General features: G+C 72.1%; 15 protein-coding genes and 1 pseudogene. 8 read left to right on the forward strand and 8 right to left on the reverse strand.

Going from position 1 to position 15,546, the window contains the following annotated elements; translation table 11 throughout:
* Nucleotides 1-14 precede the first annotated feature (14 nt).
* Entirely contained in the window at nt 15-164 is a 150-nt protein-coding gene (locus J7E88_RS20720; protein ID WP_215183206.1) for an SCO1431 family membrane protein, read from the forward strand.
* Here J7E88_RS20720 and J7E88_RS36035 read toward each other — a convergent pair.
* Nucleotides 161-503 (reverse strand): annotated as a pseudogene (locus J7E88_RS36035) (glycosyl hydrolase family 18 protein); the annotation flags it as partial. The gene J7E88_RS20720 and the pseudogene J7E88_RS36035 overlap by 4 nt on opposite strands.
* A 237-nt stretch (nt 504-740) precedes the next feature.
* Here J7E88_RS36035 and J7E88_RS20725 point away from each other — a divergent pair.
* Nucleotides 741-1,913, forward strand: a complete 1,173-nt coding sequence (locus tag J7E88_RS20725) for an acyl-CoA dehydrogenase family protein (RefSeq protein WP_215183208.1) — start codon at nt 741-743, stop codon at nt 1,911-1,913.
* Between the two features lie 835 nt (nt 1,914-2,748).
* Here the strand turns inward: J7E88_RS20725 and J7E88_RS20730 are convergent.
* Entirely contained in the window at nt 2,749-3,153 is a 405-nt protein-coding gene (locus J7E88_RS20730) for a hypothetical protein (RefSeq protein ID WP_215183210.1), read from the reverse strand.
* Nucleotides 3,154-3,357: 204 nt separating this feature from the next.
* Here J7E88_RS20730 and J7E88_RS20735 point away from each other — a divergent pair, with 204 nt between their 5' ends.
* The 4 genes from J7E88_RS20735 (at nt 3,358) to fxsA (ending at nt 7,415) form a co-directional block, all read left to right on the forward strand.
* Nucleotides 3,358-3,798 (forward strand): Lrp/AsnC family transcriptional regulator, encoded by a 441-nt coding sequence (locus J7E88_RS20735; protein WP_215183213.1) that lies wholly within the window; start codon nt 3,358-3,360, stop codon nt 3,796-3,798.
* 10 nt (nt 3,799-3,808) lie between these two features.
* Nucleotides 3,809-5,449, forward strand: a complete 1,641-nt coding sequence (locus J7E88_RS20740) for an amidohydrolase (RefSeq protein ID WP_215183215.1) — start codon at nt 3,809-3,811, stop codon at nt 5,447-5,449.
* Between the two features lie 555 nt (nt 5,450-6,004).
* Nucleotides 6,005-6,793, forward strand: coding sequence for a polyprenol monophosphomannose synthase (locus tag J7E88_RS20745; protein ID WP_215183217.1), 789 nt, complete (start codon nt 6,005-6,007; stop codon nt 6,791-6,793).
* 55 nt (nt 6,794-6,848) lie between these two features.
* A complete protein-coding gene (gene fxsA / locus J7E88_RS20750; protein ID WP_215183219.1) occupies nt 6,849-7,415 on the forward strand; it encodes an FxsA family membrane protein in 567 nt (188 codons plus the stop codon).
* Nucleotides 7,416-7,690: 275 nt separating this feature from the next.
* On the opposite strand, the gene J7E88_RS20755 is transcribed toward fxsA, so the two are convergent.
* From J7E88_RS20755 to J7E88_RS20770, 4 genes are all read right to left on the reverse strand, one after another.
* Nucleotides 7,691-8,065, reverse strand: coding sequence for an RNA polymerase-binding protein RbpA (locus tag J7E88_RS20755; protein WP_026278069.1), 375 nt, complete (start codon nt 8,063-8,065; stop codon nt 7,691-7,693).
* Nucleotides 8,066-8,320: 255 nt separating this feature from the next.
* Nucleotides 8,321-9,676, reverse strand: coding sequence for an MFS transporter (locus tag J7E88_RS20760; protein WP_215183221.1), 1,356 nt, complete (start codon nt 9,674-9,676; stop codon nt 8,321-8,323).
* Nucleotides 9,677-9,715: 39 nt separating this feature from the next.
* The gene (locus J7E88_RS20765) at nt 9,716-10,480 is read right to left on the reverse strand and encodes a glycerophosphodiester phosphodiesterase family protein (protein WP_215183223.1); all 765 of its coding nucleotides are present in this window, start codon (nt 10,478-10,480) and stop codon (nt 9,716-9,718) included.
* Nucleotides 10,477-11,124 carry a hypothetical protein gene (locus J7E88_RS20770; RefSeq protein WP_308307556.1) on the reverse strand — a complete coding sequence of 216 codons (648 nt, stop codon included), beginning with the start codon at nt 11,122-11,124 and terminating at the stop codon, nt 10,477-10,479. The genes J7E88_RS20765 and J7E88_RS20770 overlap by 4 nt, the downstream gene beginning before the upstream one ends.
* 101 nt (nt 11,125-11,225) lie before the next feature.
* Here J7E88_RS20770 and J7E88_RS20775 point away from each other — a divergent pair, with 101 nt between their 5' ends.
* Nucleotides 11,226-12,725, forward strand: coding sequence for a PLP-dependent aminotransferase family protein (locus J7E88_RS20775; RefSeq protein ID WP_215183225.1), 1,500 nt, complete (start codon nt 11,226-11,228; stop codon nt 12,723-12,725).
* 50 nt (nt 12,726-12,775) lie between these two features.
* Here J7E88_RS20775 and J7E88_RS20780 read toward each other — a convergent pair whose 3' ends face one another.
* Both J7E88_RS20780 and J7E88_RS20785 read right to left on the reverse strand, forming a co-directional pair.
* A complete protein-coding gene (locus J7E88_RS20780; protein ID WP_215183227.1) occupies nt 12,776-14,368 on the reverse strand; it encodes an ATP-binding protein in 1,593 nt (530 codons plus the stop codon).
* Nucleotides 14,369-14,407: 39 nt separating this feature from the next.
* Nucleotides 14,408-14,602 carry a hypothetical protein gene (locus J7E88_RS20785; protein WP_147990831.1) on the reverse strand — a complete coding sequence of 65 codons (195 nt, stop codon included), beginning with the start codon at nt 14,600-14,602 and terminating at the stop codon, nt 14,408-14,410.
* Between the two features lie 310 nt (nt 14,603-14,912).
* Between J7E88_RS20785 and J7E88_RS20790 the strand changes: the two genes are divergently transcribed.
* Complete coding sequence (locus J7E88_RS20790; RefSeq protein ID WP_215183229.1) at nt 14,913-15,305, forward strand: ankyrin repeat domain-containing protein; 393 nt, start codon at nt 14,913-14,915, stop codon at nt 15,303-15,305.
* Nucleotides 15,306-15,546 lie beyond the last annotated feature (241 nt).

The raw sequence follows: 15,546 nt of genomic DNA on the forward strand, positions 1-15,546 counted from the left end.
CGAACGAGACCGCCATGACTTCGACCGCAGCCACCGCCGACCACGCCCGGATCCGCACCCGCACCGGGGGCCCCGACGACGAGTCGCCGGTGCTGGAACACGTCCTCGGCTGGACGCTGGTGGTCGTCGTCTCCATGCTGATCACCCAGCTCGGACTGCTCTAGGCCTCTGGGCCAAGGCGTCGACTCCCGCCGCCTGCGGGCTGCTTGACGGCTTCGATCAGCTCTCCGTCCTCTGTGTCGCCGCTCAGCTCCCAGAAGAACGTGCCGCAAAGGCCCTGCCGGTTCCTGCAGTCCGTCTTTCCGGCGATGGTGGCGGGGCGTCGTAGCTCCACCACTGGTCGCCGCAGTGCGCGTACGCCGTGGCGTCGACCGTTCCGTGCGCCGGGCTCCTGGTCCGGAGCTCCTCGCGGTCGTCGATGGCCTGTTTGTGCGTACCGGGCGCGGGGTCGGTCGCCGTGCACCCGGCTCCTTCTGCGTCACACCGGTCCAGCCGGGGCCGTAGATCCATGGTTCGGGCCGATTACGCCGCTTCCGGCAACGTCGAGGCATCGCCGCGCGCGCTGTCGGGCACCCCGTGACGGGAGCCGTCCGATCGGGCATACTCAACGCGCCAACAGCCGCCAACCAGCCTCTTTCGTGATCCGGAAGGGCACCATCGGCCTGGCAGAAGACCCGGCGCCGCGCCCACACCCTGCCCGCGCGAACGCCGCAGCGCCCGACAGGGAGGAGAGCGCCGCAATGCCCGACCGCGCCCCGCAGCCGGTGGACCGTCAGCTGCCCACCGAGGAGGCCAGGGACCTGATCGCCCTGGTCCGCGACATCACCGAGCGGGAGATCGCTCCCCACGCGGCCGAGGAGGAGGAGGCCGGGCACTTTCCGCGCGAGGTCTTCCGGCTCCTGTCCGACTCCGGTCTGCTCGGCCTGCCGTACGGCTCCGAGTACGGCGGCGGCGACCAGCCGTACGAGGTCTACCTCCAGGTGCTCGAAGAGCTGGCGGCCGCCCGCCTCACCGTCGGCCTGGGGGTCAGCGTCCACTCCCTCGCCTGCCACGCGCTCGCGGGCTACGGCACCAAGGAGCAGCGCGCGGACCATCTGCCCGCGATGCTCGGCGGCGGCCTGCTCGGCGCTTACTGCCTCTCCGAGCCCGCCTCCGGCTCCGACGCCGCCTCGCTGCGCACCAAGGCGGTGCGTGACGGCGACGACTGGGTCATCACCGGCACCAAGGCCTGGATCACACACGGCGGCATCGCCGACTTCTGCACCGTGCTCGCCCGCACCGGCGGCGAGGGCGCCCGCGGCATCACCGCGTTCCTGGTGCCGGGCGATGCGCCGGGGCTGAACGCCGCCCTGCCGGAGAAGAAGATGGGCATGAAGGGCTCGCCCACCGCCCAGCTCCACTTCGACGGCGTCCGCATCCCCGACTCCCGCCGCATCGGTGACGAGGGTCAGGGCTTCGCCATCGCCCTGTCCGCGCTGGACTCCGGACGCCTGGGCATCGCGGCCTGCGCCATCGGTGTGGCCCAGGCGGCCCTCGACGCGGCGGTCGGCTACGCCACGGACCGCAAGCAGTTCGGCCGCCCGATCGCGGACTTCCAGGGCCTGCGCTTCATGCTCGCCGACATGGCGACGCGTATCGAGGCCGGACGCGCGCTCTACCTGTCCGCCGCGCGGCTCAGGGACGCGGGCCGGCCGTTCTCCCGGCAGGCCGCCATGGCCAAGCTGTTCTGCACCGACGCCGCCATGAGCGTCACCACGGATGCCGTCCAGGTGCTCGGCGGCTACGGCTACACGCAGGACTTCCCGGTCGAGCGCTACATGCGCGAGGCCAAGGTGCTCCAGATCGTCGAGGGCACCAACCAGATCCAGCGCATGGTCATCGCCCGTCACCTGGCCGGGCCCGAGACCCGCTGACCCGTCCCTCCCACGCCAGGGGCGCCGCGAGCCTGCTCCACTCGGGATCCCGGCGCCCGGGCAGGGTCCTGCCCCGGCTCGCCCACAGGGCGAGCAACTCGCGGTAGATGGGCGGATCCGCCGGATGAGGAACCGATTCTTCAGAGACGGGCACGACGAGCCGCCGTCGGCCGCGTCTCGCGGTCGTGGAGTACAGGTTCATGCCCGGGCCAACGGCTGCGCCCGGGTGGGGGTTACCGCCGGGCCGATTCGCGCGCCAGTCCAGGGCGTACGTACGACGCCTTCATGAACCGCACGGGGGGCCGGGACGGGGGATCGGAGTGCTCCCGCCGGCCGGTCGCAGGCGGGATCCCGGGGGCGGCGTGATGCAGGGCGTCCGCCGCCGTGTCCTGCCGGACGGGGCCGCGGCCCGCCTGCGGGGGGTTGCAGGATCAGGCCGCGCGCCCGACGGGCCTGCGGCGGTCCGCACGCCGGCGGCGCAGGGTAAGGCTGCGTGGCGCACGCCGGATCCGAGGGTCAGACCCGGGTCGGCGTCGTGCGCCCGTATGCCCGGGGGCCCGCCGCGTACAAGGCAGGCCCGCCGGGTCACGCTGCAACCGATCAGCACGCCCAGAGGGCGCGCGGCCAGGCCCGGCATCCGCACGCCGGGCGGCGGTCAGCCCTGCGGGGGACGCGGCGTCAGGTGGCGCATCCGACGGGGTTACGGGCGGTCGCCGCACGCTGGGGCGCCGGGGGTCACGCCCCGCCCCCGTGCGTCGGGAACAGGACCGCCGCGGGGAGCGGCGTCAGGCCGCGCGCTCCCACGACGGGGCAAGCAGTGCCGGGGGGAGCGGCGTCAGGCCGCGCGACGCATCGGCGGCACCTTCAGCGGCCGCGAACCCGGACCGCCGACGTGCGAGAACGGCTGGGTGCGCCAGTCGAGCCCCTGGGGCAACGTCAGCAACAGGGCCGTCTCCTGCTCCTGCACCTCGAGCGACTCGTCGGCGGGGCGGGCCTGACCGGCGGGACGGCCGGTGCCCGAGCACACCGTCAGCCCGAAGGGGTTCCACGGGGTGGGGCACAGGGCGTGCTCCGGCAGGACGTCCTCGTCGGCGAGGAGGGCGATCGGCTGGGCGCAGTCCGGGCAGATGACCCGGTACATCCCGAAGGTGTCGTACGCGTCGAACTCGTCGCTGTCGGCCGATTCGGCCGGATCGACAGGCTCCGGTTCGGTGCGGGCGTCGTTCTTGACGATCTGCATGGAGAATCTCCCCCTCGGATGGGCCGACCAGGCGCTGATGGCCTCGACCACAGCAAGCAATGCCCACCGCGCGGGGCAGGTAACCGCGAGGTCACGGCGGACACCGGCGCAAACCTGTGGTGTTCGTCACACGGCCGTCGCCCAGGGCCCCTCGCGGCCGTCGTGGACTGTGCCGGAGCGGCTCGGGGCAATAGGTTGATCCGCATGGAGGAGCTGGATCGTCAGATCGTGGAGTTGCTCGTCAAGGATGGGCGGATGAGCTACACCGACCTGGGCAAGGCCACGGGCCTGTCCACATCGGCGGTGCATCAGCGCGTCCGCCGTCTGGAGCAGCGGGGCGTCATCCGCGGCTACGCCGCCGTCGTCGACCCCGAGGCCGTCGGCCTGCCTCTCACCGCGTTCATCTCGGTGAAGCCGTTCGACCCCAGCGCCCCCGACGACATCGCGGACCGGCTCGCCGGACTCCCCGAGATCGAGGCCTGCCACAGCGTCGCGGGCGAGGAGAACTACATCCTCAAGGTGCGCGTCGCCACGCCGATCGAACTGGAGCACCTGCTGACCCGCATCCGCTCCCTGGCCGGAGTCTCCAGCCGCACCACGGTGGTCCTGTCGACCCCGTACGAGGCCCGCCCGCCGCGTATCTAGTCTTGGTCCCATGACCGAGCGCACCGCCCCCCGAAGCGACCACCGCACCGTGCTGCTGCGCGGTGGAGAAGTGCACAGCCCCGCCGACCCCTTCGCCACCGCGATGGTCGTCGAGAAGGGACATGTCGCCTGGGTGGGCTCCGAGGGCGCGGCCGCCGCCTTCGCCTCCGGCGTCGACGAGGTCGTCGACCTCGAAGGCGCCCTTGTCACTCCCGCGTTCACCGACGCGCACGTCCACACCACGGCGACCGGCCTCGCGCTCACCGGACTCGATCTGTCCGGCGCCGCTTCGCTCGCCGACGCCGCCGCGCTCCTGCGCGCGTACGCGGCCGCCCGCCCCGGCGACCGCATCCTGATCGGACACGGCTGGGACGCCTCCCGCTGGCCCGAGGCCCGAGCGCCGCGGCGCGACGAACTCGACGAGCTCACCGGCGGGCGACCCCTCTACCTCACCCGTATCGACGTCCACTCCGCGGTCGTCACCACGGCCCTGCTGGACCTCGTCCCGGGCGTCCGCTCACGGTCCGGCTTCCGAGACGGCGAGCCGCTGACCGGTGACGCCCACCACGCCGTCCGTGCCGCCGCCTACGCTGCCCTCTCACCCCGCCAGCGCACCGAGGCGCAGCGCGCCGCTCTGCGGCATGCCGCATCCCTCGGCATCGGCACCGTTCACGAATGCGGCGGCCCCGACATCTCCTCCGAGGACGACTTCACCGGGCTGCTGACGCTCGCGCGGGACGAACCGGGCCCGCGCGTCGTCGGCTACTGGGCCGACCGGGACGTGGAGCGGGCGCGGGCCCTCGGCGCGCTGGGCGCGGCCGGCGACCTGTTCGCCGACGGCTCCCTCGGCTCGCACACCGCCTGCCTGCACGAGCCGTACGCCGACGCCGACCACACCGGCGCCGACCACACCGGCGCCGGCCACCTCGACGCCGCCGACGTCGCGTCCCACGTCGTCGCCTGCACCGAGGCCGGGCTGCAGGCCGGGTTCCACGCCATCGGCGACGCCGCCCTGACCGCTGTCGTCGACGGGATGCGCGCCGCAGCGGACAAGCTGGGCCTCGCACGGATCCGCGCCGCCCGCCACCGGGTCGAGCACGCCGAGATGCTCACCCCCGAAACCATCGCGGCCTTCGCCGAGTTCGGGCTCACCGCCTCCGTCCAGCCCGCCTTCGACACGGCCTGGGGCGGCGAAGAGGGCATGTATGCCCAGCGGCTCGGCGCCGAACGCGCCCGCACCCTCAACCCGTACGCGGCGCTGCTGCGCGCCGGAGTGCCGCTGGCCTTCGGCTCCGACAGCCCGGTGACGCCCCTGGACCCGTGGGGGACCGTCCGCGCAGCCGCCTTCCATCGCACGCCCGAGCACCGCATCTCCGCCCGGGCGGCCTTCACCGCCCATACCCGAGGCGGTTGGCGGGCCATCGGCCGCGACGACGCCGGTGTGCTGGTCCCGGGAGCCCCCGCGGACTACGCGGTCTGGCGCACCGGCGAACTCCTCGTGCAGGCTCCTGACGACCGCGTCGCCCGCTGGTCCACCGACCCCCGTTCGGGCACCCCCGGCCTGCCGGACCTCACTCCGGGCGCCGACCTGCCCGTCTGTGTGCGGACGGTGGTGCGCGGCCACACCGTCTTCGCGGGACCGAACGGGTGACGTACGGACATTTCGTACCGCCGATCGATGCCCGCACCGCTCGGCCACGACCTGTGGATCTTCGCCTCTGACCTGGGGGCAAGGCCGATTTCTGCTGGTCGCACGACTGTTGACAGCGAGCGCCCACCGGCCGGTAGGTTCGGCCGGGTCCACCACAGGACGTCCGACCGGCACCTTCCACGCAGTCGTCGAACGCCGCTGGGCCATGGGGTGGTGTGCCGCACCGGCGCACCGCCGCTGGGAGCCAGGTTCAGCGCCCGCGCCTCGGGGGCAGAGGGAGGGTTTCAGCCGGCCGGCAGGTGCGACCCGGGTGGGGCCCGGCGTTCAGTAGACAACGGCTCTCGGTCGACCCGCAGCCAGCGGGCCCCAGGTCGGCCCGAAGGACGCCGGGTCCGATCCGTTGCCGTCGCCGACCCTCCCGCGGTACAACAGCCCCGGTCCCGGGCTCCTCGCGCTCCCGCCCGGCGACTCCCTTTCATGATCCGCTGCCTCCCGGCGGTGCGATCCGGGCGCTCGCTATGGTGGGGCTCTGCGTACGGACTTTAAGGGGCAGCAGTGAACGACGGTGGTGCGGTTCCCCATGGTGGACCCCAGGGGAAGCGGTACGGCCCGCTCGGCAGAACTTTGGTGATCATCCCGACCTACAACGAGGCCGAGAACATCAACGCGATCGTCTCGCGGGTGCGCGCTGCCGTGCCCGACGCCGACGTCCTCGTCGCCGACGACAACAGCCCCGACGGCACGGGCAAGTCCGCCGACGAGCTCGCCGCCGTCGACGAGCAGGTGCGCGTCCTGCACCGCAAGGGCAAGGAAGGGCTCGGCGCCGCGTACCTGGCGGGGTTCCGCTGGGGCATCGAGCACGACTACGGCGTGCTCGTCGAGATGGATGCCGACGGCTCCCACCAGCCGGAGGAACTGCCCCGGCTGCTCACCGCGCTCAAAGGCGCGGACCTGGTCCTCGGCTCGCGCTGGGTGCCGGGCGGCCGCGTGGTCAACTGGCCCGCGCACCGGAAGCTGCTCTCCCGCGGCGGCAGCACGTACTCCCGCATGCTGCTCGGCGTGCCCATCCGTGACATGACCGGCGGCTACCGGGCCTTCCGCGCCGAGACGCTCCAAGGGCTGGGCCTCGACGACGTCGCGTCGCAGGGCTACTGCTTCCAGGTGGACCTCGCACGCAGGGCCGTGGCCGCCGGCTTCCATGTCGTCGAGGTCCCCATCACCTTCGTGGAGCGAGAGCTGGGCGACTCGAAGATGAACCGGGACATCGTGGTCGAGGCCCTGTGGCGGGTCACGGCCTGGGGTGTGCGGAACCGGGCGAGCCGCCTGCTCGGCCGCAGGCCCTGAGCTTCCTGATCGACTCCTTACACCGCCTTGGCGGGCGCCCAGGCACACTGGGGGCATGACGACCGGCGCACAGAACCCGACCGCTCCCCGGCGCTCACGCGCCCGCACCTTTGTCCCCCTCGCCATTGCCGCGTGGCTGGTCCTGGAGATCTGGCTGCTGACGCTCGTGGCCCGGGAAGCGGGCGGCTTCGCCGTGCTCGGACTGCTGGTCGGCGGGGCAGTGCTCGGCGCGGTGGTGATCAAGCGGGCGGGACGCCGCGCGTTCACCAACCTCACGGCGACGCTTCAGCAGCAGCCGGGCGCGGCCGCGCCGACTGGCAGCGGCAAGGGCAACGGACTGCTGATGCTCGGCGGGCTGCTGCTGATGCTGCCCGGCCTGATCTCGGACGCGCTGGGCCTGCTGCTCCTGCTGCCGCCCGTGCGCACCCGCCTCGGCCGGTACGCGGAGCGTTCGCTGGAGAGCCGGATGAGGGCGGCGTCGTCGGGCACGCTGGGCCATGCCTTCCAGCAGGCCAGGATCCACCGCCCCGACGGCAAGGTGGTCCAGGGAGAGGTCATCCGCGACGACGCGCCCCCGTCCGATCGGGAAGCGGGGAGCCCGCGGCCCCCGCTGACGCCCTGAACCAGCAAGGGCAGGGGCGCCCCGGACCCGGTCGTGCGCCTGTAGCCCGAACGAGGGGGGCGGGTGAAGACGGCAGCGGGCATGTGCCTTCGGTCGGAGACGAGCGGACCCCGGCCGGTGCCCGCCGGCACAGCCGGGACCCGGCCCGTGCATGCCGATACACATGAACCCCGTGGATGCCTACAGACATGAACGGAGCCGCGGGCTGTGCCACACCGATGGTGTGGCACAGCCCGCGGCTCCGTAATGTGCGCGGACCCGCGCGCTTTGCGCGCTTACGCGGACTTGCGGCTGTCGCGCGGGTGCACCGCGATGTTCATGGCGCCGGAACGCAGGACCGCCAGCCTCTCGGCCAGCACTTCCTCGAGCTCCTCGCGGGTACGCCGCTCCATCAGCATGTCCCAGTGCGTACGCGCCGGCTTGCCCTTCTTTTCCTCGGGGCCGTCCCCGTCCACCAGGAGCGCCTGGCTTCCGCAGACCTTGCACTCCCACTCCGGCGGAATCTCCGCCTCGACCGAGAACGGCATCTCGAAACGATGCCCCTTCTCGCATGCGTACTCCACCGCCTGGCGCGGGGCCAGATCGATGCCGCGGTCGGTCTCGTAGCTGGTCACCACGAGGCGCGTGCCGCGAAGAGCTCGCTCACTCATGAATCGTGCCTCCCGGGCTTGTCGCCCACAGGACAGGTGTCGCTGTCGTCGTCATCCGGTCAACGTCCGGTCGGCGGTAAAGATTCCCGTTGCGGGTCATGCGTCGCCCGTCGTGCCGCCCCTTGTTCTACCCACCAGTGCCCGGTTTGTCACATCTGGCATTAGATGTCACCCAGCGTCTTTGCTACTTGAGCACGCAGTAACGGTCCGCCTGGCGGGCCAAAGGCGTACACTACCGCCCTTTCACTTCCGCGTCTAAATCCGGTCCGGAACGGGGTTGCCCGCGGCGGCCACGGCGCGCCGCACCGGCACCCGGGCGAGCAGTACGAATCCGAGGACGAAGAAGATCACCAAGGAGATGATGGCATCCCTGTAGCTGCCGGTCAGCTGATACGCGAGACCGAACACCAATGGGCCGAGCCAGCTCAGGCCCCGGTCGCTCATCTCGTAGGCGGAAAAGTACTCCGCCTCCTTGCCCCGCGGCACCAGATGGGAGAACAGCGAACGCGACAGCGCCTGACTGCCGCCGAGCACCAGCCCGATCGCCGCGGCCAGGCAGTAGAACCACACCGGCGCACCCGCGGGCAGGAAGTATCCGGCGGCGAGGATGAGGGTCCACACCGCCAGTGAGCCGAGGACGACGCGCTTCGCGCCGTGCGTCCTGGCCAGTCGGCCCATGCCCAGCGCGCCCGCGACCGCGAGGACCTGGACGAGCAGCACCGCCGTGATCAGCGTCGCCTGGTCCAGGCCGAGCTCCTCGGAGCCGTAGACCGAGGCCTGGGAGATCACGGTCTGCACGCCGTCGTTGTAGACGAGGTAGGCCAGCAGGAACGACAGCGTCAGCGGATGGCGGCGCATGTCCTTCAGCGTGGCCGTCAACTGGCGCCAGCCGGAGCCGACCCTGCCCTCGCCGCTCGTCGCCGGCCGGCGGTCCCGCAGCCGGCGCAGCGGCACGAGCGTGAAGGCACCCCACCACAGTCCGGCGGACGCCAGGCAGATCCGCACCGCATCGCCCTCGGACAGGCCGAAGGAGTCGTGGCCGGAATACACGGCCAGATTGAGCACCAGCACCAGCGCGCCGGAGGTGTAGCCGAAGGCCCAGCCCCGCGACGAGACCGCGTCCCGTTCATGCGGCTCCGCGATCTGCGGCAGATACGCGTTGTACAGGACCATCGACACCGCGAGCGAGGCGTTCGCCACGATCAGCAGGAGGGCGCCGAGCAGATAGCGGTCGCCGTCCAGCAGGAACATGCCGGTCGTCGCCGTGGCGCCCAGATACGCGGAGAAGGCGAGGAGGGGCTTCTTGCGCCCGCTGCGGTCCGCCGCCGCGCCCGCGAACGGCATCACCAGCACCGCGACGACGACCGATGCCGACACCGCGTACGGGAACACCGAACCGGCCCGCACCGCGATCCCCAGCGGATGGACGAAACCGTCGGCGTCCGCGGCGGCCTTGGCCACCGACGTCAGATACGGCCCGAGGAACACCGTGAGCACGCTCGTCGAGTACACCGAGCACGCGAAGTCGTAGAAGTACCAGCCCTGTTGCTGGCGTCTTCGCTCGCGGGCGCTGTCCGCGCCGTCCGTGCGGTCGGCGGTGCCGGCCGTCATCCGCGCCCCCTCGCTCGTGCTGTCGGCAGATGTGCCGGGTCAGCCCCACAGTCCACGGTCGGTCAGCACCGTGCGCAACGTCTGTAGATGATCGGTCATGATGCCATCCACGCCAAGGTCCAGGAGCGCGGCCATCCGCTCGGGGTCGTTGACCGTCCAGACGTGGACCTGCAGTCCCCGCGCGTGCGCCTCCCGCACGAACCGGCGGTCCACCACGCGGACACCGCTCTGGGACTGAGGAACCTGGACGCACACCGCGCCTCTGCGTACTGCGGCCGGAATCCCCACCGACGCGAGCCGCAGGCCGAGGACGCCCCTGACCCCGTACGACGTCGCGAGCCTCGGACCGGCCCGGCGCACGGCCCGCGCCACCCGGCCCTCGGAGAAGGAGCCGACGCAGACCCGGTCCCAGGCGTCGGCCCTGCGGATCAGATCCACGAGCGGCTCCAGTGCCAACTCCGTCTTGAGGTCCACGTTCCAGCGGGCCTCGGGGAATTCCTCCAGCAGCTCCTCGAAGAGCGGCAGCGGTTCCCGGCCCGCCACCCGGGCCCGGCTCACCTCGCTCCACGGCAGCTGCGCTATCCGCCCTCCCGCGTCGGTCACCCGGTCCAGCGTCGCGTCGTGGAAGGCGACCAGCCGTCCGTCCGCAGTGGTGTGCACATCGGTCTCGAAATAGCGGTACCCGGCGTCGGCCGCGCGGCGGAAGGCGGCCGCGGTGTTCTCGATGCCGTCGGCGGCACCCCCGCGGTGGGCGAAGGCGAGCGTTGCCGGGTGGTCCAGATAGGGGTGGCGTATGGCGGTCACCGCGGCAGTATGGCCTGCCTCGGTGACGAGCCGGCGACCACGGTGCTGCCTTCGCCCGCACCGGGGATGGCGAAGACGCGCAGGAACAGCTGTGCCAGAGGTCCGATCGCCAGCGCGTACACGACCGTGCCGGCGCCCACTGACCCGCCGAGCACGAACCCTGTGGCCACGACCACCACCTCAAGTGCCGTGCGCACCAGCCGGATCGACCGGCCCGTGCGGCGATGCAGACCGGTCATCAGACCGTCCCGGGGACCGGGGCCGAAGCGGGCCGAGATGTAGAGGCCCGTCGCGGCACCGTTCAGCACGACACCGGCGGCCAGCAGCGGAACCTGCGACGCGAGCCCGTGGGCACCGGGTACGACGGCGAGCGTCGCGTCCATGGCGATGCCGACGACGAACACGTTGGACACCGTCCCGAGGCCGGGCCGCTGCCGGATGGGGATCCACAGCAGCAGCACCACGGCGCCGACGATGATCGACACCACGCCGATCGAGATGCCGGTCAGCTCCGACAGCCCCTGGTGCAGCACCCCCCACGGTTCGAGCCCGAGTCCGGCACGCACCAGGAGCGCGGAACTCACCCCGTACAACGCCAGGCCGACGTACAGCTGCAGCAGTCTGCGGGTGAGATGTCCGGACACGATGGCGTCCCCCTGTGGTGGTAGTGGACCGATGCATGACACTCTGTGGCTACGGAACAATGGGCAACCATGGCCAATTCGAGGAAGGTGGACTGACTTCCATGTCGCAGTGGACTTCGGCGGTGGGGGCGGCGCAGCTCGCCAGGCAGCTCACCTCCCAGCAACCGCACCCCGCCGGGCCGGGCACCCGCAAGCCGCCCGCGTACCGCGCGCTCGCCGACGGCATCCGGCTTCTCGTCCTCGAAGGCCGGGTCCCCGTCGCCGCACGGCTGCCCGCCGAACGGGAACTGGCCCTCTCGCTCTCCGTCAGCCGCACCACCGTCGCCGCCGCGTACGAGGCCCTGCGTGCCGAGGGGTTTCTGGAGTCCCGCAGGGGAGCGGGCAGCTGGACCGCCGTCCCGGCGGGCAATCCGCTGCCCGCCCGCGGCCTCGAACCGCTGCCGCCCGAGTCGCTCGGCTCCATGATCGATCTCGGCTGCGCGTCCCTGCCGGCTCCCGAGCCCTGGCTGACCAGGGCCGTCCAGGGCGCCCTGGAGGAACTGCCGCCCTACGCCCACACCCACGGCGACTATCCCGCGGGCCTGCCCGCGCTGCGCCGGATGCTCGCCGAGCGCTACACCGAGCGCGGCATCCCGACCATGCCCGAGCAGATCATGGTCACGACCGGCGCGATGGGTGCGATGGACGCCATCTGCCATCTGTTCGCCGGGCGCGGTGAACGCATCGCCGTCGAGTCGCCGTCGTATGCCAACATCCTCCAGCTGATGCGCGAGGCCGGGGCCCGGCTGGTGCCGGTGGCCATGGCCGAGGGGCTGACCGGCTGGGACCTGGCCCGCTGGCGCCAGGTCCTGCGCGACGCGGCGCCCCGGCTCGCGTACGTCGTGGCCGACTTCCACAACCCGACGGGCGCGCTCGCCGACGAGGACCAGCGCCGTTCCCTGGTGGAGGCGGCCCGCTCGGCGGGCACGGTGCTCGTCGTCGACGAGACCATGTCCGAGCTCCACCTCGACCCGGACATGGAGATGCCCCGTCCCGTCTGCGCCTTCGACCCCGCAGGCGCCACCGTCCTGACCGTCGGCTCGGCGAGCAAGGCCTTCTGGGCGGGCATGCGGATCGGCTGGGTGCGCGCCGCCCCCGACGTCATCCGCTCCCTCGTCGCCGCCCGCGCCTATGCCGACCTCGGCACACCCGTGCTGGAACAGCTGGGTGTCAACTGGCTGATGCACACCTCCGGATGGGACAGTGCCGTCTCCATCCGGCGCGAGCAGGCCCGGGAGAACCGTGACGCGCTCGTCGCCGCGGTGCGCAAGGAGCTGCCGGACTGGGAGTTCGACGTGCCCTCCGGCGGTCTGACGCTGTGGGTGCGCACCGGTGGCCTGTCCGGCTCCCGGCTCGCCGAGGTCGGCGAGCGGGTCGGGATCCGGGTGCCGTCCGGCCCGCGTTTCGGGGTCGACGGCGCGTTCGAGGGATACGTACGGCTGCCGTTCACGGTGGGCGGGCCCGTCGCCGAGGAGGCCGCCACGCGGCTGGCGGCGGCGGCACGGCTGGTGCGCACGGGAGCGAGCGCGGGCACGGAAGCGCCCCGCACGTTCGTCGCGTAAGGCCCAGGCCTGGGCGGGTTCGCGTAAGGCCCGGCCTGGGCAGGGCGGCCTCAGCCCTCGGCGGGAACCGCGGCGGCCGGCGGCGCGGGGGAGGCCACGGGTGCGGCCGCCGTGGGAACCGCAGGCGGCTCCGGCTCGCCCGGACGCGGGGGCAGCAGGTCGACCACCGCCTGCCGGTGCGCCTCGCTCGTCGCGTCGTCGAACGGGTCCGGCGTCGCCGGCACCTGCAGCCTGAGCACCGGACCCGTGCCCAGCCGTGCGTATCCGCGCCCGGGCGGGATGTCCGCGGTCGGCGTGGTGCGCGGGGTGGCGCCCAGCACGGCCTCGACCCGGCCGAAGTCCGCCGGGCCGAGCGTGACGCGGGCACGCGTGTGCGAGCGCACGGACTCGGTCAGGGCGTCGGTGCTGTCGAACTGTTCGGCAACGACGACCGTGACCTGCGCCGCCCGCCCGTGCCGCAGCGGCACCTGGAGCAGCTCCTGCGGGTCCATGTGGCCGTCCGCCGCGGCCAGATGGCCGAGGACGCTCGGCCGGTCCAGCAGGATCCACAGGGGCCGCTTCGTGTCGTCGGGAGCCGGAAGCCCCGCCTGCCGCGCCCGGTTTGCGGCGATCAGGCGCCGCTCCGTCTCGTGGGCGGCCCATTCGAGGCTCGACAGCGCTCCGCCGAGACCGCACTCGACGGCGAGCACGCCCGTGCGGCCGGTGAGGCAGGCGTATTCGCCGGTGCCGCCTCCCTCGACGATCAGCACGTCGCCGTGCTGGAGGGCCTGCAGGGCGATGGAGCGCAGCAGCGTCGTGGTGCCGCTGCCGGGCTCGCCGACGACCAGCAGATGCGGTTCGGTGGAGCGGGGGCCGGTGCGCCAGAGAACCGGCGGCGCCTGCTCCGTGGTGCCGCCTCGGGTGACGGGCAGCGTGCGCCGGACGGCGTCGGCGTCGGTGAAGCCGAGGACGGTCTCGCCGGGGGAGGTGACGAAGCGCTGGGCGGCGATGGAGGTGGAAAGAGCGGGCAGCACGCTCATCTCGAGCTCGTTGCCCTCCTCGTCCCAGCTGAAGCGGTACTCCCGGCCGCGGCCGGACTTCGCGTGCAGCAACTGCTCGATCCGGGCCCGGGAGTCGGCCTCGGAGTCGGTGAAGTACGCCGGGTAGGCCAGGCGGAGACGAGTGAGCCGGCCGGTGTCGTCGAACGCGTACTCGCTGAAGGCTTTGCTCCACTCCCCGCCGTGGGTGAAGAGCGGAGCCGGGTCCTCGGGGACCGAGAAGTACGGCACCAGGGCCTCGTACAGAGCGCGCAACCGGGCGATTTCGGCGTCGTTCGGTCCGGTTCTGACCGGCACCCTGACGCGGCCGGCCCAGGCGGCCGCGGCCATCACGGTGATCAGGGCGATCAGCGGCCCGTACGGGATGACCGCGACGACCAGGACGCAGGCCGCCACGAAGAACAGGGTGGGACCACGCCGTTCCTTGGGAGTGGCGGCCCACTTGCTCCGGCCCATGGCGGCCAGCTTCCCCAGACCGCGGGTGACCGTGATCAGCGGATGGAGGACATCGGTGGCGCTGTCGGCGGCCGTGCGCGCGATCTCACGACTACGGGCGATCTGAGCGCTGCCGCTGGTCAGAATGCGAGGGAGTGGTCGCCGGGCCACATCTGTCTCCTGAAGGTGCTCGTCGGTGGTTCGGGGGGGTCAGAACTTGATCCCGCCCAGCAGCCCGGCGAGGCTCGTGGTGCCTGCCGTGATGCTCGGCGCGATCGCGGTGCCCGCGAGGAAGAAGCCGAAGAGCGCGGAGACGAATGCGTGGGACGCCTTGAGCCCGTCTTTCCGGAAGAAGAGGAAGACGATGATGCCGAGCAGCACGACGCCTGACATGGACAGGATCATGAGGTTCTCCTGGGTGAGGGGGACATTCACCTTGAGTTCTTCCATGCTTACAGAAAGTGTCTATACGATAAAAGCTGCAAATGGGTGAAATCGGATGTAGTTCACTTCACTGGGGGAGAGTCGCCCCTTGATCGGCGTGCCCGCGGCCCGGCGGAGCCGCACAGTGCCCTCCCGCTCCCGCGGAACCGCGTGGTCCATTTCCCCTCGCCAGGCCCGTCCCGGCAGGCGCCTGGCAGTAACCTGTCGGTTCACTCGTACGGCTGCTTCTGCCGTGCGGCCCAGGTCAACGTGGTGAAAGGCGGTCCGCCCGATGAGCGAAGTCCCGGACTCCGAGGTGATCGAACTCGCGACCAAGGTCTTCGACCTGGCGCGCCGTGGGGAGACCGAGAAGCTCGCCGCGTATCTCGACGCCGGCGTCCCGGCCAACCTCACCAACGACAAGGGCGACACCCTCGTCATGCTCGCCGCCTACCACGGGCACGCCGCCACCGTCGAGGTACTCCTCGCCCGGGGCGCCGAGCCGGACCGGGCCAACGACCGCGGCCAGACGCCTCTCGCCGGCGCGGTCTTCAAGGGCGAGGACGCCGTCATCCGCGCCCTGCTCTCCGGCGGTGCCGATCCGCAGGCCGGTACTCCCTCCGCCGTGGATACGGCGCGGATGTTTGGGAAGACGGACCTTCTGGAGCTGTTCGACGGCCGCTGAGCGGCCGTCGCGTACGTTCCGGTCGGCGCCGCGCATGCTCCGACCAGCCACGACGAGGCCGCCGGCGGGGGAGGGCACCTCCTACGGCCGCATGGCCCGAGAAGACGCCGTAAATGTGGTCGCGGTGGCGAAATGCGTGGGTCATCATGACGTCAGCCCTGTCCCGGACCCATCATCCGGGAATTCCCCTGGGGCCACCGAAGAGAGGCAGAAGGACATGCTCACCACCAAGCAGAAGACG

Source organism: Streptomyces sp. ISL-10 (genome assembly GCF_018614575.1).
Classification (GTDB): Bacteria; Actinomycetota; Actinomycetes; order Streptomycetales; family Streptomycetaceae; genus Streptomyces.